Raw genomic sequence first — 15,914 nt, forward strand, 5'->3', positions numbered from 1 at the left:
CTGATGACATTTTCAATCACAGTGTGGAAGCTATTTTTCCTTCGCAGTAGCAATCGTATCTTCGAAAGGAATTCCATGTCAGATCACAGACCCTCAGCTCTTCCCAGTTCAGAACTCACACCCGAGAACTGCGTTTTCCTGATGATCGACCATCAGGCTGGCTTGATGCAGTTTTTGTCCTCGATCGACCCGTTGCAGCTAAAGAACAATATTCTGGGGCATGCGCGAACCGCGAAGGTGTTTGATATCCCCGTCGTCATGGGCACAAGCTGGCCCACTGGTCCGAACGGCCCCACCATGCCAGAGCTCAAAGCCCTGTTTCCGGATGTTGCGGTAATCGACAGGCCGGTTGTCAATTTCTGGAACGACCCAACCTCCAAGGCCGCCGTTGAGGCAACCGGTCGCAAGAAGCTTGTGATCTCTGGTCTGGCGACAGAAGTCTGCGCCGCTTTCCCCGCCATTTCGGCCCTGCGCGACGGATACGAAGTCTACGTCGTCATCGACGCCTGCGCGGATTTCAATCCCATGGTCCAGCAGGTGACAACACAACGCCTGTCCGCAGCCGGCGCCATTGTAACCACCTGGGTGGCGGTGCTGGCTGAACTTGCCTCCAACACCGAGGTCAACGGCAAACACATTGGCATGCTGCTGAGCGATCATGTCGGCCAATATTATGCCGCGATGAACAATTTTCTTGGCTCTGCAGCCAATGCGGACGAGGTCGCAAAAGGGCTCGACATGACGGGTCACCCTCCCATCTCGACGCCTGGAATTTGAGAGCGAAGGCGTGCTCGACGGCTTAACATGGTCACGGCGTCAGCGAAGGTGACCCCAATGAGATCGGCCGATCCGGAAATACGCGGGTCGGCCATTGCCGATCGCTCAGTTTGTGCGCGCCTCGTGGCGTTTCAGGATGTCCAGCGGCACGATCGCCAGCGCCCGGCGGTGGGTGGCGGCCAGATTGACCTTTGGGGCGCAGCCCTCGTCATGGGCCTGCAGAAAGCGCGCCGCGCAGAGGCACCATTTGTCGCCCGGCGCCAACCCGGCAAATTCGAACTCGGGGCGCGGCGTGCTGAGGTCGTTGCCGACATATTTCGAATAGGCCAGAAACTCTGCCGTCATCACCGCGCACACCGTGTGGCTGCCCCGGTCCTGGGGGCATGTGTTGCAATGCCCGTCGCGAAAGAAACCGGTCACAGGATCGGTCGAACAGGGTTCAAGCACCCCGCCAAGGGCATTTACGCTGTCATCGGGTTCCATGCGCCTATCTTACAGATCTTGCGCAATCTGTCTGAACATTTCCAGATTGCTTTCATGCGCGCCCTTGTCGCGAAACCCGCGATCGGAAGAGGTCATGACGATCAGCACCCCGCGCGGCTTGTCGAAATAAAGGTACTGGCCATAGATGCCGCGCCCGAAAAACTCGCCCTCCTGCGCGTCCACGGGAATCCACCACTGATAGCCATAGCCGCGCTGACCTGGTTTGGTCGGGGCGGTGGGTGATGTGGATCGTGCGATCCATTCCGCCGGGACGATCTGCAGCCCGTTATAGTCGCCATCCTGCAGGATCATCTGCCCGAAACGGGCGAAATCGCGGGTGGTGAAGTTCAGCCCGGCCAGAACAAAAGCCACGTCCGACCCGTCGGTGATGTAATAGCCGTCCCGCTCCAGCCCCAGCGGTTCGATGATCTTCTCGGTCATCAACTCGGTCACGCCGCGCCCGGTCGCGCCGCGTATGACCATGCCGATCACATGGGTGTCTATCGAGACATATTGCCAGGCCTCGCCCGGCGCGGCGAAGCTGTCTTTCAGCGAGGCGGCAAAATCGTCCAGACGGCCCCCCAGTGCTACGACCCGGCCCATCCGGTTGATGTCCGAGTTATAGTCGAAGTAATCCTCATCGAAGGTCACGCCACTGGCCATGTTCAGCACGTTGCGGATCGACGCGGCCTCATAGGCGCTGCCCTTGAGCTGGGGGGCGTATTTGATCACCGGATCGTCCAGAGAGCCGACAGCGCCTTCCTCCAGCAGAATGCCGAAAAGCGCCGACAGGTAGCTTTTTGCAACCGACCAGGAAATCCGCCGATCTTCGGGGCTGGTGCCTTGAAAATACTCTTCATAGCGAATCTCGCCGTCCTTGAGAACCAACAGCGAGGTGGCGGCGCGTGCCTCCAGCCATTGCTCCGATCCTTGCGGAAGCTCAAACGCCGCGCCATAGGCGAATTCGCTGGTCGGACCGGTTCCCCGCGGCAGATCGGCGGTCAGAAAGGCCGCGTTCATATTCGAGAAATTCGCGACGATCCTGTCCGCGTTAAACAGCGAGTTGACGGCCAGCAGGCGCCCGATCTCTTCGCGTTTCCAGATCCCGACAACCAGTACCGCCAGGACCAGGGCCAGCACAATCCGCAGCAGCCATTTTCCGAACTTCCGCATTCCGTTCTCCTGTTTGTTCGGGACAGAGTGGCAAGGGTTCCGTGTTCGGGCAATGGCTACGCAGGGGAAGCCGGTTCAGCGAAAACGGTCCATGAGTTTCTGCATCGGCGAACGGGTGTCTTCGGGCGGTTCGACCTGGGCAGGCGCGGCGTCGGGCACCGGTTTGGCCGCTCGCGTGTTGGACGAGCGGGGCGGCGCGGTGCGCAGAGCGACGGCGTTCATGAACTTGCCGCTATCGCCATCTGCCAGCAATCCGGCACCGTCTGACACGCCGCGCAGGACATCATCCAGCCAGGCCTCGTCCGCCTTGGCAAAATCGTGCAGCACATAGCCCGACACCAGTTCTTTGCGGCCCGGATGCCCGATGCCCAGCCGCACCCGGTCATAGGCCGCGCCAATATGGTCGTGGATCGAGCGCAACCCGTTATGCCCCGCATGTCCGCCGCCCGCTTTCACCCGAACCTTGCCGGGTGCCAGATCAAGCTCATCGTGAAAAACGGTGACATCGGTCGAGTCGAGCTTGTAGAAACGCATCGCCTCACCCACCGACTGACCGGATCGGTTCATGAAGGTTTCGGGCTTGAGCAGCAACGTCTTTTGACCGCCCAGACGGCCTTCGGCGATCTGGCCCTGAAACTTGGACTTCCACGGGCCAAAACCGTGATCGGCAGCGATTCGGTCCACTGCCATGAAGCCGATATTGTGCCGGTGGCCGACATATTTGCCGCCCGGATTGCCCAATCCGACAAAGAGTTTCATGGTCCTGCTCCAGGCCTGTGTTCGCGTCCCGCCTAGATGCACCGTTTTGGCCCGGATTTCCAGCCGCAGATCCACCGCCCCGTCCGGGCACAAAAAAACGGAGCCCCGAGGGGCTCCGTTCCGGTCCTCATTGGAATGAGGATTATTCTTCGGCTTCTGCCTCGGCTTCCACTTCGACGCCGTCTTCGGCCTCTTCGCCGTCTTCGTCATCATCGGATGCCAGACCCGACGGGGCGGCGATGTTGGCGATCACGAAATCGCGGTCGATGGTCGCTTTGGTGCCTTCGGGCAGGGTCACGCCCGAGATGGTCGCGACGTCGCCGATTTCCATTGCCGACAGATCGACGATGATCTTTTCAGGAATGTCGCCTGCGGTACAGATCAGTTCCACTTCCGGACGCACGATGGTCACGACGCCGCCTTTGCGAAGGCCGGGTGCCTCGTCTTCGCCAACAAACTCAACCGGGATGAACAGGTTGATCTTGGTGGTGCGGCGCAGGCGCATCAGGTCGAGGTGCGTCGGCAGGTCCTTGACCACATCGCGCTGCACGTCGCGGCAGATGACGCGGACGTCGTCGTGGCCTTCGACCTTCAGGTTGAACAGGGTCGACTTGAACCGGCCCGCTTTCAGGCGCTTGAACAGAACGTTGAACGGAATCTGGATCGGCAGCGGGTCAACGTCGCCACCAAACACAATGCCCGGAACCAGACCGGCGCGGCGCGCCTGACGAGCGGCGCCCTTGCCTGTCCCCGTCCGTTCCAGAGCTACGAGATCAGGAATCTCACCAGCCATGATATATCTCCAAAGTTAGGGCAGGGTGCCTCCAAGGCTGTCACCCCGCGTGAAGCCGCGCGTATAGACCAGACCGAGAGGTTTGAAAAGGCCCATCTCGCCGGGCCGATTCCTTATGTTCGCAGATGGCCTTCGGCCTCGCACAGGCGCTCATAGAGTGCGAATTCCGCCGCCCGCGCCTGGTGCAGCCTGCGCATGGTCGACGGGCTCAGCTCAAGCTCCATCACAGGTGAGACGTTCTGCGTTTTGAAGGCGGGCCGGTCGCCAAAGCGCAAGGTCAGAAAATCATGGAAAATCTCGAACTGCTCATAGCGGAACAGGTGATCAATCAGCAAGTCGCCATGCTTGCTGGTCAACATGCGGTGCTGGCTGCCGATCACGGCATGCTCGGGCGGATCGTCGCTGAGCAGGTCCAGCACAAAACGATCAAAGCTGAGGTCGCCGGTATACCGGTCGGTTCCCTTGATGTCGTCGCGGCTGCGATACCTGTACCAGCTTCCGATTTGCTCGACCGGGTCGCGCATGATCGCGATGCGTTCGGGATAAATCCGAAAGGCATCGGCCAGAAACGGCGCGATCTTGCTTTCGTATCGCTGGGCGGGCATGTGCTTGCGCCGCCCCAGGAACGCCACATCCGCGCGGCTCCGCAGTGCCAACTCGATCGCGGTCGAGCCGGTTTTCGGGACGGCAATGAATGCCAGGCAAGGATCGGAGAAGATCAGCATGGCGCTACTTTAGGGGCAATTCAAGCCTTCTGCCAGCGACCTTCGAAATCCCCGGGAATCAGCAGGTTATGGCGCCCCAGATCGGTCACATTACGCTCACCGCAGAGCGCCATCGTGGTGTCGAGTTCCTTGTGGATCACGTCCAGCGCGGTGGTGACGCCTTGCTGGCCCATCGCGCCCAGACCATAGACAAAGGCGCGTCCGATGAAGGTGCCTTTTGCCCCCAATGCCACCGCTTTAAGCACGTCCTGACCCGACCGGATGCCGCTGTCCAGATGCACCTCGATATCGCCACCAACAGCGTCCATGATCTGCGGCAGCATGCGGATCGAACTGAGCGCGCCGTCCAACTGCCGCCCGCCGTGATTGGACACCACGATCGCGTCAGCGCCAAGCTTGGCCGCCATTTTCGCGTCCTCGGGGTCAAGAATGCCCTTGAGGATCACCTTGCCGTCCCATAGCTCCATCAGCTTTTCGATCTTGGCCCAGTCCAGGGTCAGGTCGAACTGCTCGGCAGTCCAGGTTGCCAGAGACGAGGTGTCCGAGATTCCATTTACATGGCCGACGATATTGCCGAATTCGCGCCGCTGCGCGCCCAGCATCCCGATGCCCCAGCGCCATTTGGTCATCAGGTTTGCAATCGTTCTGAGCGTGGGTTTCGGCGGCGCGCTCAACCCGTTTTTCAGATCCTTGTGCCGCTGGCCGAGAATCTGCAGATCCAGCGTGATGACCAGCGCCGAGCATCCGGCATCCTTGGCCCGCTGGATCAGGCGGCGGACATAATCTTCGTCGCGCATCGTATAAAGTTGAAACCAGAACGGCGTGTTTGTCGCCTCTGCCACGTCTTCGATCGAGTTGATCGACATGGTCGACAGGGTGAAAGGCACTCCGAAGGCTTCGGCCGCCCGTGCCGCCTTGATCTCGCCATCGGCGTGCTGCATGCCCGTAAGCCCCACCGGGGCCAGCGCCACCGGCATTGCCACATCCTGCCCGATCATCTGGCTTTTGGTCGACCGACCCGACATATCGACCGCAATGCGTTGCCGCAGGCGCAGCTTCTCGAAATCCGACGTATTCTCTCGGAAGGTCTGCTCGGTCCAGCTTCCGCTTTCGGCATAGTCATAGAACATGCGCGGCACGCGACGCTCATGAATGCGTTTGAGGTCGTCGATGTTTGTAATCACGGGCATTTTCGAGAAACTCCGATTTTGGTAAAATTTATTTACCAATTAGTAATTCGCTTTGCAATAGCGGAATTGCCGCATCTTGACAGGTGCGATATCGAACTATATTGGTTCAATATCGCACCAAAGAGGATTCTGATGACACTGAGCCGTAGAAAAACACTCGCCTTGCTGGGTGGGGGTGCCATTGTTGCCGCAGGTGGTGCCGCCGCCGGTTTTGTCACCACCCGAACCCCCAAGGATGCACTACGGCCCTGGGCGATGGCCGGGCAGTATTCCGATCCGTGCAAACGCGCGCTGAGCTATGCCATCCTCGCGCCGAATCCGCATAACCGGCAGCCTTGGCTGGTCGATCTGCGACGTGACGGCGAGGTGACGCTATATGTCGATGCCAACCGTCTGCTGCCCCATACCGACCCGTTCAGCCGTCAGATCATTGTCGGGCTGGGCTGTTTTCTGGAATTGATGTCGATTGCGGCGGCACAGGACGGGTATCGCGTCGACTTCGATCTGTTCCCCGATGGCGAACCGTGTCCGGACCTTGACGGCCGACGCATCGCTGTTGCGCGTTTCTCCCCGCAAACGGGCGGTGAAGAACCGGAGCTCTTTGCGCAGATCCTCAACCGCCGGTCGCTGAAAGAACCCTATGACATGGCAAGACCCGTCGGGGCCGAGGTTCTGAGAGCGCTCGAACAGGCGATCGACAAGGGCAGTGAGGTGGCCACCACCAACGCGCCGGACATGGTCCAAAGCCTGCGCGATCTGACGGCAAACGCATTGCAGATCGAGTTCGAGACGCCGCATACCTACAAGGAAAGCGTCGATCTTTTCCGGATTGGCAAACGCGAGGTCAATGCCAATCCCGACGGGCTCGATTTTTCGGGTCCGATGTGGGAGGCAATGCGCCTCACCGGGCTGTTCTCCCGCGAAGCGGCGCTCGACAGAGACGGGATCGCCTATACCTCGGGCCTCGACATGGTGCGCGACACGGCGCAGGCCAGCATGGCCTATATCTGGTTGGTGAGCGAGGGAAACACCCGTGCCGATCAGATCGCGGCTGGGCGCGACTGGGTGCGGCTCAACCTCGCTGCCACCGCGCAAGGGCTGGGGGTGCACCCCATGAGCCAGGCGCTGCAAGAATTCCCCGAGATGGCCCGACTTTATCGGCAGGCGCATGAATTGCTGGCCCCCGACGGCGGAACCGTGCAAATGTTGGGCCGATTGGGATATGGCCCGCAGGTTCCGCAAAGCCCGCGCTGGCCGCTGGACGCGAAAGTACGAACCGTTTGACACCACAGGACGCGCCGCCGCTGATCTTTCAGGTCTTCAACGAGATCGGCATCATCGAACAGCTCAGCCGCACGGTGCTTGAGGCGCATATGCCCAAGGGCCTGATCGCGCCGCATTTCGGGGTGCTCAACCACCTTGTGCGGGTGGGCGATGGCAGCACGCCCATGGCGATGGCGCGGGCGTTTCAGGTGCCCAAGACCTCGATGACGCACACTGTGTCAGGTCTTGTGAAACACGGGCTGGTCGAGATGCGGCCAAACCCCGAGGATGGCAGGTCGAAACAGGTCTGGTTGACGGAGGCGGGCCGCGCCCTGCGCGCCCGGATCATCACCGATATGAGCCCGCAATTCGAACGGCTGGCCCGCGAGTTCGATATCGCGAAGCTGCAGGACATCCTGCCGGTTCTGACCGAGCTTCGGACCTATCTTGACCAAAGCCGTGATCCGGCCTGAAGCCCGTACTTAGACTGAATGCGCGCCGTCTGAGAGCGATTTGACGAAATCCAGCACGTCACGCACGGGTTTGCCCGCGCCGATCTGGCTGACGATGGCCGAGCCCACCACAGCGCCATCAGCAACAGTAGCGATGGCGCGGGATTTCTCGGGTGTGTTAATGCCGAAACCCACGATCACCGGCAGATCGGTCGCTGATTTAATGCGCGCCACTTCGGGGCCGACATCGGTTGCCTGTGCCTCGGCCGCGCCGGTGATGCCGGTGATCGAGACGTAATAGACAAAACCCGAAGTGTTCTGCAGCACCCGCGGCAGGCGCTTGTCATCGGTGGTGGGCGTGGCCAGGCGGATGAAGTTCAATCCCGCCTCCTGCGCCGGGATGCACAACTCGTCATCTTCTTCCGGGGGCAGGTCGACGACGATCAGGCCATCGATTCCGGCGGCTTTGGCATCGCTCAGAAACTGGTCGACGCCGCGATTGTAGATCGGGTTGTAATAGCCCATCAGAACGATCGGCGTGGTGTCGTCTGTTTCGCGGAACCGGCGCGCAAGCTCCAGCGTGCGGTCCAGCGTCATGCCTGCGTCCAGCGCCCGCTGACCGGCCAACTGGATAGTCGGGCCGTCCGCCATCGGGTCGGTGAAGGGCAGACCGAGTTCGATCACGTCCACACCCGCTCCGGGCAGGCCCTTGACCACCTCAAGCGAAGTGTCGAAATCCGGGTCGCCCGCCATGATATAAGAAACGAATGCCTTCTTCCCTTGCGATTTCAGGGCGGCGAACTTGGCGTCGATACGGGTCATCGGGTTTCCTTACAGTCAGGGTTCGACCTGATGTGCAGAAACTTGTCCCGAAAATCAATCCCGCCGCGTGCCCAATGGCTCAGAAAGAGAAGTGATAGCGGATCATCGCTTCGTTTACGCCGGGGTTGAAATCCTCGGTGCTGGCGTTGGATTTGTGAGAGACGGACAGCGACAGTTTGTTGCCGTTGTCAAAGGCATAGCCCACGCCAAACAGGCTGCGGATCTGAAAGTTTCCACCCAGATCGTTGCGGCTTTCGCTTTCAAAATAGGCGCCCGGCATCACGCTGCCCTCCAGAAACCAGCCCTGGCCAAGCCGATAGACACCATAAAGGCCCGCACCGATATGGGTGTCACCGCTTGTATCAATCGACAGCGTGCCGCCCCATCCGGCGCTGAAACGCATCGCCTCGTGAAAAGGCGAGTGATGATAGTCGAGGGCAAAGAGCGCCTGATCCTTGCCCCTGTTGTTCGAAAAATCGGCGTAACCTGCGCCAACAATCAGGCTTTGAGCCTGCGCGACGTTTGCCCCTGCGGTGAGCAGGAGAGCTGCAAGAAGAATTCTGATCATTGTACCCGTTGAACTTTCCCATTTTTTTAACTCCTTAAATATTGAGTGCCCCGGGGTAAGTACAGTGACGAGGACGTGACCGATGCGCTTGTCGCCTTGCAGTGTTGCAAATGCGCCCGCTTGCGCATTCCCCTCAAGCTGCCTAGAAGCAGCCGCGACTGACATCAGGAGACTGTCATGGGCTTTAAAATGGGAATCGTGGGTCTGCCCAATGTGGGCAAGTCGACCCTGTTCAATGCGCTGACCCGAACCGCGGCGGCGCAGGCGGCGAATTTTCCGTTTTGCACGATTGAGCCCAACGTGGGTGAAGTCGGGGTTCCCGACGACAGGTTGGACAAGCTGGCCGCGATCGCCAGTTCCAAACAGATCATCCCGACGCGTATGACTTTTGTGGACATTGCCGGTCTGGTCAAAGGCGCCTCGAAAGGTGAGGGGCTGGGTAACCAGTTTCTGGCCAACATTCGCGAAACCGATGCCATCGCCCATGTGCTGCGCTGTTTCGAGGATGGCGATGTGACCCATGTGGATGGCCGCGTCGATCCGGTGGCCGATGCCGAGACCATCGAGACCGAGCTGATGCTGGCCGATCTGGAAAGCATCGAGAAGCGCCGCGCCAACCTTGTCCGCAAGCTCAAGGGCAATGACAAGGAAGCCCAGCAGCAGGAGCGGCTGCTGGCCGCCGCGCAGGACATGCTGGAGAATGGCAAGCCCGCGCGTCTGGTTGAGGTGGATGCCGAAGACGCCCGCGCCTGGAAGCTGCTGCAGCTTTTGACCACCAAGCCGGTGCTTTATGTCTGCAACGTGGGTGAGGCCGAGGCGGCAGAAGGTAACGAGCACGCTGCCAAGGTTGCCGCCATGGCCGCCGCTCAGGGCAATGCCCATGTGATCATCTCGGCCCAGATCGAGGAAGAGATCAGCCAACTCGACGAAGACGAGGCGGCAATGTTCCTTGAGGAGATGGGCCTGTCCGAGGCCGGGCTCGATCGGTTGATCAAGGCGGGCTATGAACTGCTGCATCTGGAAACCTATTTTACCGTCGGCCCGAAAGAGGCGCGTGCCTGGACCATCCGCACCGGCACCGCCGCGCCGCAGGCGGCGGGCGTCATTCATGGCGATTTCGAGAAGGGGTTCATCCGCGCCGAGACCATTGCTTATGACGACTTCATCGCTTGCAATGGTGAACAGGGGGCCAAGGAAGCGGGCAAGATGCGGGCCGAGGGCAAGGGCTATGTCGTCAAGGATGGCGACGTGCTGCATTTCCTGTTCAACACGTGATCCCAATGTGCGCCTGCGGCGCGCTTTTTTGATTGCGTTCAGGCCACGCAGGCCCCGGGGCTGTGCCCCGGACCCCGGATGACCTGTTGCGAGAAGTCATTGCAGGGTCTGCGGGAGGTGTCATTATGGTGAGGCTCGTTGACATTGCCCGGATGCAATTTTGATTGATCTCAAAGATCTGCAGTTACTGACCGCCTTGGCGCGGCACAAGCATTTCGCCAAGGCCGCCGAGGCCTGCGGGATCTCTCAACCGGCGTTTTCGATGCGCATCCGCGGGCTGGAGGGTCGGCTTGGGGTCTCTATCGTGCGTCGGGCCAACCGGTTTCAGGGCTTGACCGAAGAGGGCGAGATGATCGTGCGCCGCGCCCGCCGTATCCTAGATGATACCAAGGCGCTGGAGCAGGAGGTTCAGGCCGCGCGCGGTGAGATCACCGGCACGCTGATCCTGGGCGTTGTCCCGACCGCGCTGGCCTTTACCGGCCAGCTCACCCGCCGCCTGCACGAGGCGCATCCCCGGATCGTCACCCGGATCGAAGCGATGTCAGCCACCGCGATCCAGCACAAGCTGGATGATGGCTTGATCGATGGGGGGGTGACCTATGGCGACAGCATCGGCACGGATTTGCGCATCGTGCAGCCGCTCTACGAGGAAACCTATGTGCTGCTGGCACCTGTGCATATGAGTGATGAGACGGGACCTTTGCCCTGGGCGCGGGTGGCGGAATATCCGTTGTCGCTGCTGGAACCGCAAATGCAGAACCGCCGCATTCTGAACCATATATTTGCCGAGCAGGGTCTGCATCCGCAGGTGGTTGCGGAAACCAGCGGCTTCACGGCATCGCTTGTGATGGCGCGCGAAGGGTTGGCGGCAACCGTTTTACCGGCAATCCTGGTGGCCTCGCTGGGCGCGCTTGAGGGCACAATCGTGCGCCCGCTGACCGATCCCGATGTCAGCAAACCGATTTGCCTGGCGACGCTGGAGCGTGACCCCGATCTGCCAACAATTGCGGCTCTGCGGGTCGTGGTTGCCTCTTTGTCATGATAATCTGTCGTGATCGTACCATTCAATTTTGAGATTTGACGATATATCCTGCTGATGAGAGACCGAGCCTCAATTGGAGGGCATTATGGCACCATTGGATACCAAGCCATCAGGCGACAAAAAAGGCGTCTGGAAGTCAGGTAAAGGCAAGGGGCGGCGCACGCCCAAGGGCCGGCAGTTTACTGATGAGGCGCTGGACGAGGTGCAGCGTCTGCTGGGCGACCGCCCGCGCCGCCGGGATCTGTTGATCGAGTTTCTGCACCTGATCCAGGATGCGCATGGGCATCTGTCCGCCGACCATCTCAGCGCGCTGGCCGCCGAGATGCGGGTGGGCCAGGCCGAGGTCTACGAGACCGCGACGTTCTACGCTCATTTCGATGTGGTGAAAGAAGATGAGGTGCCACCGCCGGTGCTGACCATCCGGGTCTGCGATTCGCTTTCCTGCGAGATGGCCGGGGCGCAGCAGTTGAAGGCGGCACTGGAGGATGGGCTTGATCCGGGTCAGGTTCGTGTGCTGCGCGCGCCCTGCATGGGGCGCTGCGATACCGCGCCGGTGCTGGAGATCGGCCACAATCACATCGATCATGCCACGCCGGAAAAGGTGCAGGCGGCCATCGCCGCAGACGATACCCATGCGCATGTGCCGGACTATGAGGCCTTCGACGGCTATGTCGAGGCGGGCGGCTATGCAGCGCTGAAATCCCTGCGCGCATCGGGAGACTGGGAGCAGGTGCAGGAACAGGTGCTGGCCTCGGGGTTGCGCGGTCTGGGCGGGGCAGGCTTCCCCTCGGGCAAGAAGTGGGGCTTTGTGCGCGCCAATGACGGCCCGCGCTATCTGGCCGTGAACGGCGATGAGGGCGAGCCGGGCACCTTCAAGGACCGCTATTACCTTGAACGCACGCCGCATCTGTTCCTTGAGGGGATGCTGATCGCCGCATGGGCGGTCGAGGCGCAGACCTGTTTCATCTACATGCGCGACGAATACCCGGCGGTGCTGGAAATTCTGCGGCGCGAGGTTGCTGCGCTGGAAGCGGCGGGCATCGTGGCACCCGGCTATATCGACCTGCGGCGCGGGGCCGGGGCCTATATCTGCGGTGAGGAATCCGCCATGATCGAATCGATCGAAGGCAAACGCGGCATGCCGCGCCATCGCCCGCCTTTTGTGGCGCAGGTGGGTGTCTTCGGGCAGCCGACACTGGTGCACAACGTCGAGACGCTGCATTGGGTCGCCAAGATTTGCCGCGAGGGGCCGGAGTGCCTGAATTCTACCGAAAAGAACGGCCGTAAGGGGCTGCGCAGCTATTCGGTCTCGGGCCGGGTCGCCGCGCCGGGTGTCTACCTGTTGCCTGCGGGCTCGACCATTCTGGACGTGATCGGGGCCGCTGGCGGCATGGCGGATGGCCACACCTTCAAGGCTTATCAACCGGGCGGGCCGTCTTCGGGGTTGCTGCCTGCGTCGATGGATGACATTCCGCTCGATTTCGACACGTTGCAGCCGCATGGCACCTTTATCGGCTCGGCGGCGGTTGTGGTTCTGTCCGATCAGGATACCGCCCGCGATGCGGCACTGAACATGCTGCGGTTTTTCGAGGATGAAAGCTGTGGCCAGTGCACCCCCTGCCGGGCGGGCTGCGAAAAGGCGGTGAAGCTGATGCAGGCCGAGAGCTGGGATACCGATCTGTTGAACGATCTGTGTGACGTGATGGCGGATGCCTCGATCTGTGGTCTGGGGCAGGCGGCCCCGAACCCGATCCGGCTGGTCATGAAACATTTTGCAGACGAAATCTGAAGGACAGGGAGCGAGCCATGCTTGACGCAAGCGAAACAAAAACCGTGACCTTCAGCCTCAATGGCGAGGATGTCACCGTGCCCGAGGGCTGGACCATCTGGGAGGCCGCCAATGGCCAAGGTCTGGTGATCCCGCATCTGTGCCACAAGCCCGCGCCCGGCTATCGCCCGGACGGCAATTGCCGTGCCTGCATGGTCGAGGTGCAAGGCGAGCGCACGCTGGTGGCCTCCTGCATCCGTCCGGCGTCGGACGGATTGGTGGTCACGACCGACAGCGCGCGCGCCGAGAAATCTCGCGCCATGGTGATGGAACTGCTGGTGGCAGATCAGCCCGAGGTTGCCCATGATGCCTCATCCCATTTCTGGGACATGGCGGCGATGAACGGGGTTGATGACAGCCGCTTTCCGGCCAAGGAGCCCGAGGCGATCCCGCTGCTGGATGCCAGCCATGTGGCGATGCGGGTCAATCTGGATGCCTGCATCAGCTGCAATCTCTGCGTCCGCGCCTGCCGCGAGGTGCAGGTCAATGACGTGATCGGCATGGCCGGACGCGGCGCGACGTCCGAGATCGTGTTCGACCAAAACGACCCGATGGGCGCGTCTTCTTGTGTGGCCTGCGGCGAATGCGTGCAGGCCTGCCCGACCGGCGCGTTGATGCCTGCAACGGTTCTGGATGAGGATCAGGCGGGGGACAGCAAGGATTACGACCGCGAGGTCAAGTCGATCTGCCCGTTCTGCGGGGTGGGCTGTCAGCTCAGCTACAAGATCAAGGATAACAGGATCAAATATGTCGACGGGATCAACGGCCCGGCCAATGAGAACCGCCTTTGCGTCAAGGGCCGCTTCGGGTTCGACTATATCAGCCACCCGCATCGTCTGACCAAGCCGCTGATCCGCAAGGAGGGCATGCCCAAGGGGCTGAACGTGGACCCGGCGGATGTGCACACCCACTTCCGCGAGGCAACCTGGGACGAGGCGCTGGATGCCGCCGCCAAGGGGCTCTCGGACCTGCGCGCCGAAAAGGGCACGAATGTTGCAGGCTTCGGCTCGGCCAAATGTTCCAACGAAGAGGCCTATCTGTTCCAGAAAATGATCCGGCAGGGCTTTGGCCATAACAACGTGGATCACTGCACGCGGCTTTGCCATGCCTCTTCGGTCTCGGCGCTCTTGGAAAATGTGGGCTCGGGCGCGGTGACGGCGACCTTCAACGAGATCGAGAATGCCGACGCCGCCATCGTCATCGGCTGCAACCCGATCGAGAACCATCCCGTCGCGGCCACCTATTTCAAACAGTTCACCAAGCGCGGCGGCAAGCTGATCGTTTGCGATCCGCGCGGTGTCGGCATGGGCAAGTTTGCCACCCACCGGCTGCTGTTCAAGCCGGGCGCGGATGTGTCGATGCTGAATGCGATGATGAATGTGATCGTCGAAGAGGGGCTTTGCGACCGGCAATATATCGAAGGCTACACCGAGAACTGGGATGAGATGAAAGCCCATCTTGCCGATTACACGCCCGAGAAGATGGCACCGATCTGCGGCATCGAACCGGATGCGCTGCGCGCTGCGGCGCGCGATTTCGCCACCGCACGAGCAGGCATGATCTTCTGGGGGATGGGTATCAGCCAGCATATCCACGGCACGGATAATTCACGCTGCCTGATCTCGCTGGCGCTGATGTGCGGTCATGTGGGCCGCCCCGGCACCGGGCTGCACCCCTTGCGGGGGCAGAACAACGTGCAGGGAGCCTCGGATGCCGGGCTGATCCCGATGTTTCTGCCAGATTACCAGTCGGTCACCGATGACGGCGTGCGCTCGGCCTTTACCGATGTGTGGAACAGCGGCGATTTCTCGAACGAGAAGGGCCTGACCGTGGTTGAGATCATGGATGCGATCCATGCGGGTGACATCAAGGGCATGTATATCCTGGGCGAAAACCCGGCCATGTCGGACCCGGATGTGGATCACGCGCGCGCCGCGCTGGCCAAGCTGGATCATCTGGTGGTGCAGGATATCTTCCTGACCGAGACGGCGAATTATGCTGATGTGATCCTGCCCGCCAGCGCCTGGGCCGAAAAGACCGGAACTGTCACCAACACCAACCGACAGGTGCAGATGGGACGCCCTGCCGTGACTCCTCCGGGGGAGGCGAAAGAGGATTGGTGGATCGAGGTGGAACTGGCGAAGCGGCTGGGTCTGAACTGGACTTACAGCCATCCCAGCGAGGTGTTTGCCGAGATGAAGCTCAACATGAGCTCGCTCGACAACATCACCTGGGAACGACTGGAGGGCGAGGCGGTGACCTACCCGTCGCTCAGCCCGGAAGATCCCGGTCAGGCGATCGTGTTTGGCGACGGCTTTCCCCGGCCCAACAGGCGCGCCCGCTTCACGCCTGCCAAGATCATCGAACCCGATGAGCGTCCCGATGCCGAATATCCGTTTGTCCTGATCACCGGACGGCAACTGGAGCATTGGCATACCGGGTCAATGACCCGCCGGTCGCATGTGCTGGACGCGGTCGAGCCCGAAGCAAACTGTTCGATGAACCCCAGGACCCTGCGCCGCATGGGGGTTGCGCCCGGCGAGATGGTCCGCCTCACCACCCGTCGCGGCTCGGTCGAGGTCATGGCCCGCGCCGACCGCGCCATTGCCGAGGACAACGTGTTCCTGCCCTTCGCCTATGTCGAGGCGGCGGCGAACATCCTGACCAACAGCGCGCTCGATCCTTACGGCAAGATACCCGAGTTCAAATATTCGGCGGTGCGCATCGAAGCGGCAACTGCGGTGGCCGCCGAATAAGGGGCAGC

General features: G+C 61.1%; 15 protein-coding genes. 7 read left to right on the plus strand and 8 right to left on the minus strand.

The features are described 5' to 3' along the window. The first annotated feature begins 3 nt into the window (after positions 1-3). Positions 4-777, plus strand: coding sequence for a hydrolase (locus M3P21_RS09800; RefSeq protein WP_249709673.1), 774 nt, complete (start codon positions 4-6; stop codon positions 775-777). Between the two features lie 105 nt (positions 778-882). Here M3P21_RS09800 and M3P21_RS09805 read toward each other — a convergent pair whose 3' ends face one another. From M3P21_RS09805 to M3P21_RS09830, 6 genes are all read right to left on the minus strand, one after another. Next, positions 883-1,260 carry a DUF2237 family protein gene (locus M3P21_RS09805; RefSeq protein ID WP_249709675.1) on the minus strand — a complete coding sequence of 126 codons (378 nt, stop codon included), beginning with the start codon at positions 1,258-1,260 and terminating at the stop codon, positions 883-885. Between the two features lie 9 nt (positions 1,261-1,269). Next, entirely contained in the window at positions 1,270-2,433 is a 1,164-nt protein-coding gene (locus M3P21_RS09810) for a serine hydrolase domain-containing protein (protein ID WP_249709677.1), read from the minus strand. Between the two features lie 75 nt (positions 2,434-2,508). After that, positions 2,509-3,192 carry an aminoacyl-tRNA hydrolase gene (gene pth, locus M3P21_RS09815; protein ID WP_249709679.1) on the minus strand — a complete coding sequence of 228 codons (684 nt, stop codon included), beginning with the start codon at positions 3,190-3,192 and terminating at the stop codon, positions 2,509-2,511. A gap of 142 nt (positions 3,193-3,334) precedes the next feature. Next, complete coding sequence (locus tag M3P21_RS09820; protein WP_249709680.1) at positions 3,335-3,985, minus strand: 50S ribosomal protein L25/general stress protein Ctc; 651 nt, start codon at positions 3,983-3,985, stop codon at positions 3,335-3,337. 113 nt (positions 3,986-4,098) lie between these two features. Further along, positions 4,099-4,710, minus strand: a complete 612-nt coding sequence (locus M3P21_RS09825) for a hypothetical protein (protein ID WP_249709681.1) — start codon at positions 4,708-4,710, stop codon at positions 4,099-4,101. Between the two features lie 20 nt (positions 4,711-4,730). Further along, on the minus strand, positions 4,731-5,900 hold the full coding sequence (locus tag M3P21_RS09830; protein ID WP_249709683.1) for an alpha-hydroxy acid oxidase: 1,170 nt from the start codon (positions 5,898-5,900) through the stop codon (positions 4,731-4,733). 132 nt (positions 5,901-6,032) lie between these two features. Between M3P21_RS09830 and M3P21_RS09835 the strand changes: the two genes are divergently transcribed. Continuing rightward, complete coding sequence (locus M3P21_RS09835; protein ID WP_249709684.1) at positions 6,033-7,184, plus strand: Acg family FMN-binding oxidoreductase; 1,152 nt, start codon at positions 6,033-6,035, stop codon at positions 7,182-7,184. Continuing rightward, entirely contained in the window at positions 7,181-7,636 is a 456-nt protein-coding gene (locus M3P21_RS09840) for a MarR family winged helix-turn-helix transcriptional regulator (protein ID WP_249709685.1), read from the plus strand. Before M3P21_RS09835 ends, M3P21_RS09840 begins: the two co-directional genes overlap by 4 nt. Before the next feature lie 9 nt (positions 7,637-7,645). Here the strand turns inward: M3P21_RS09840 and trpA are convergent, their stop codons facing one another. Beyond that, positions 7,646-8,437, minus strand: a complete 792-nt coding sequence (gene trpA, locus M3P21_RS09845) for a tryptophan synthase subunit alpha (protein ID WP_249709686.1) — start codon at positions 8,435-8,437, stop codon at positions 7,646-7,648. 79 nt (positions 8,438-8,516) lie between these two features. Beyond that, positions 8,517-9,170, minus strand: coding sequence for an acyloxyacyl hydrolase (locus M3P21_RS09850; protein WP_308445942.1), 654 nt, complete (start codon positions 9,168-9,170; stop codon positions 8,517-8,519). A gap of 12 nt (positions 9,171-9,182) precedes the next feature. On the opposite strand from M3P21_RS09850, the gene ychF reads away from it, so the two are divergent. From ychF to fdhF, 4 genes are all read left to right on the plus strand, one after another. Further along, entirely contained in the window at positions 9,183-10,280 is a 1,098-nt protein-coding gene (gene ychF, locus M3P21_RS09855; protein WP_249709688.1) for a redox-regulated ATPase YchF, read from the plus strand. A gap of 160 nt (positions 10,281-10,440) precedes the next feature. Further along, positions 10,441-11,322 (plus strand): LysR family transcriptional regulator, encoded by an 882-nt coding sequence (locus M3P21_RS09860; RefSeq protein WP_249709690.1) that lies wholly within the window; start codon positions 10,441-10,443, stop codon positions 11,320-11,322. Positions 11,323-11,407: 85 nt separating this feature from the next. Then, positions 11,408-13,111, plus strand: a complete 1,704-nt coding sequence (locus M3P21_RS09865; RefSeq protein WP_249709691.1) for an NAD(P)H-dependent oxidoreductase subunit E — start codon at positions 11,408-11,410, stop codon at positions 13,109-13,111. Positions 13,112-13,128: 17 nt separating this feature from the next. Further along, on the plus strand, positions 13,129-15,906 hold the full coding sequence (gene fdhF / locus M3P21_RS09870; RefSeq protein WP_249709692.1) for a formate dehydrogenase subunit alpha: 2,778 nt from the start codon (positions 13,129-13,131) through the stop codon (positions 15,904-15,906). Positions 15,907-15,914 lie beyond the last annotated feature (8 nt).

The organism is Ruegeria spongiae, from assembly GCF_023502395.1.
Taxonomy (GTDB): domain Bacteria; phylum Pseudomonadota; class Alphaproteobacteria; order Rhodobacterales; family Rhodobacteraceae; genus Ruegeria_C; species Ruegeria_C spongiae.

What these genes read in the sequence shown, in the direction of transcription:
- M3P21_RS09830 (WP_249709683.1), bottom strand. Translation starts at nt 5,900, where the DNA reads ATGCCCGTGATTACAAACATCGACGACCTCAAACGCATTCATGAGCGT.
- M3P21_RS09835 (WP_249709684.1), top strand. Translation starts at nt 6,033, where the DNA reads ATGACACTGAGCCGTAGAAAAACACTCGCCTTGCTGGGTGGGGGTGCC.
- fdhF (WP_249709692.1), top strand. Translation starts at nt 13,129, where the DNA reads ATGCTTGACGCAAGCGAAACAAAAACCGTGACCTTCAGCCTCAATGGC.
- M3P21_RS09865 (WP_249709691.1), top strand. Translation starts at nt 11,408, where the DNA reads ATGGCACCATTGGATACCAAGCCATCAGGCGACAAAAAAGGCGTCTGG.
- trpA (WP_249709686.1), bottom strand. Translation starts at nt 8,437, where the DNA reads ATGACCCGTATCGACGCCAAGTTCGCCGCCCTGAAATCGCAAGGGAAG.
- M3P21_RS09800 (WP_249709673.1), top strand. Translation starts at nt 4, where the DNA reads ATGACATTTTCAATCACAGTGTGGAAGCTATTTTTCCTTCGCAGTAGC.
- ychF (WP_249709688.1), top strand. Translation starts at nt 9,183, where the DNA reads ATGGGCTTTAAAATGGGAATCGTGGGTCTGCCCAATGTGGGCAAGTCG.
- M3P21_RS09825 (WP_249709681.1), bottom strand. Translation starts at nt 4,710, where the DNA reads ATGCTGATCTTCTCCGATCCTTGCCTGGCATTCATTGCCGTCCCGAAA.
- M3P21_RS09850 (WP_308445942.1), bottom strand. Translation starts at nt 9,170, where the DNA reads ATGTCAGTCGCGGCTGCTTCTAGGCAGCTTGAGGGGAATGCGCAAGCG.
- M3P21_RS09810 (WP_249709677.1), bottom strand. Translation starts at nt 2,433, where the DNA reads ATGCGGAAGTTCGGAAAATGGCTGCTGCGGATTGTGCTGGCCCTGGTC.
- M3P21_RS09820 (WP_249709680.1), bottom strand. Translation starts at nt 3,985, where the DNA reads ATGGCTGGTGAGATTCCTGATCTCGTAGCTCTGGAACGGACGGGGACA.
- M3P21_RS09805 (WP_249709675.1), bottom strand. Translation starts at nt 1,260, where the DNA reads ATGGAACCCGATGACAGCGTAAATGCCCTTGGCGGGGTGCTTGAACCC.
- pth (WP_249709679.1), bottom strand. Translation starts at nt 3,192, where the DNA reads ATGAAACTCTTTGTCGGATTGGGCAATCCGGGCGGCAAATATGTCGGC.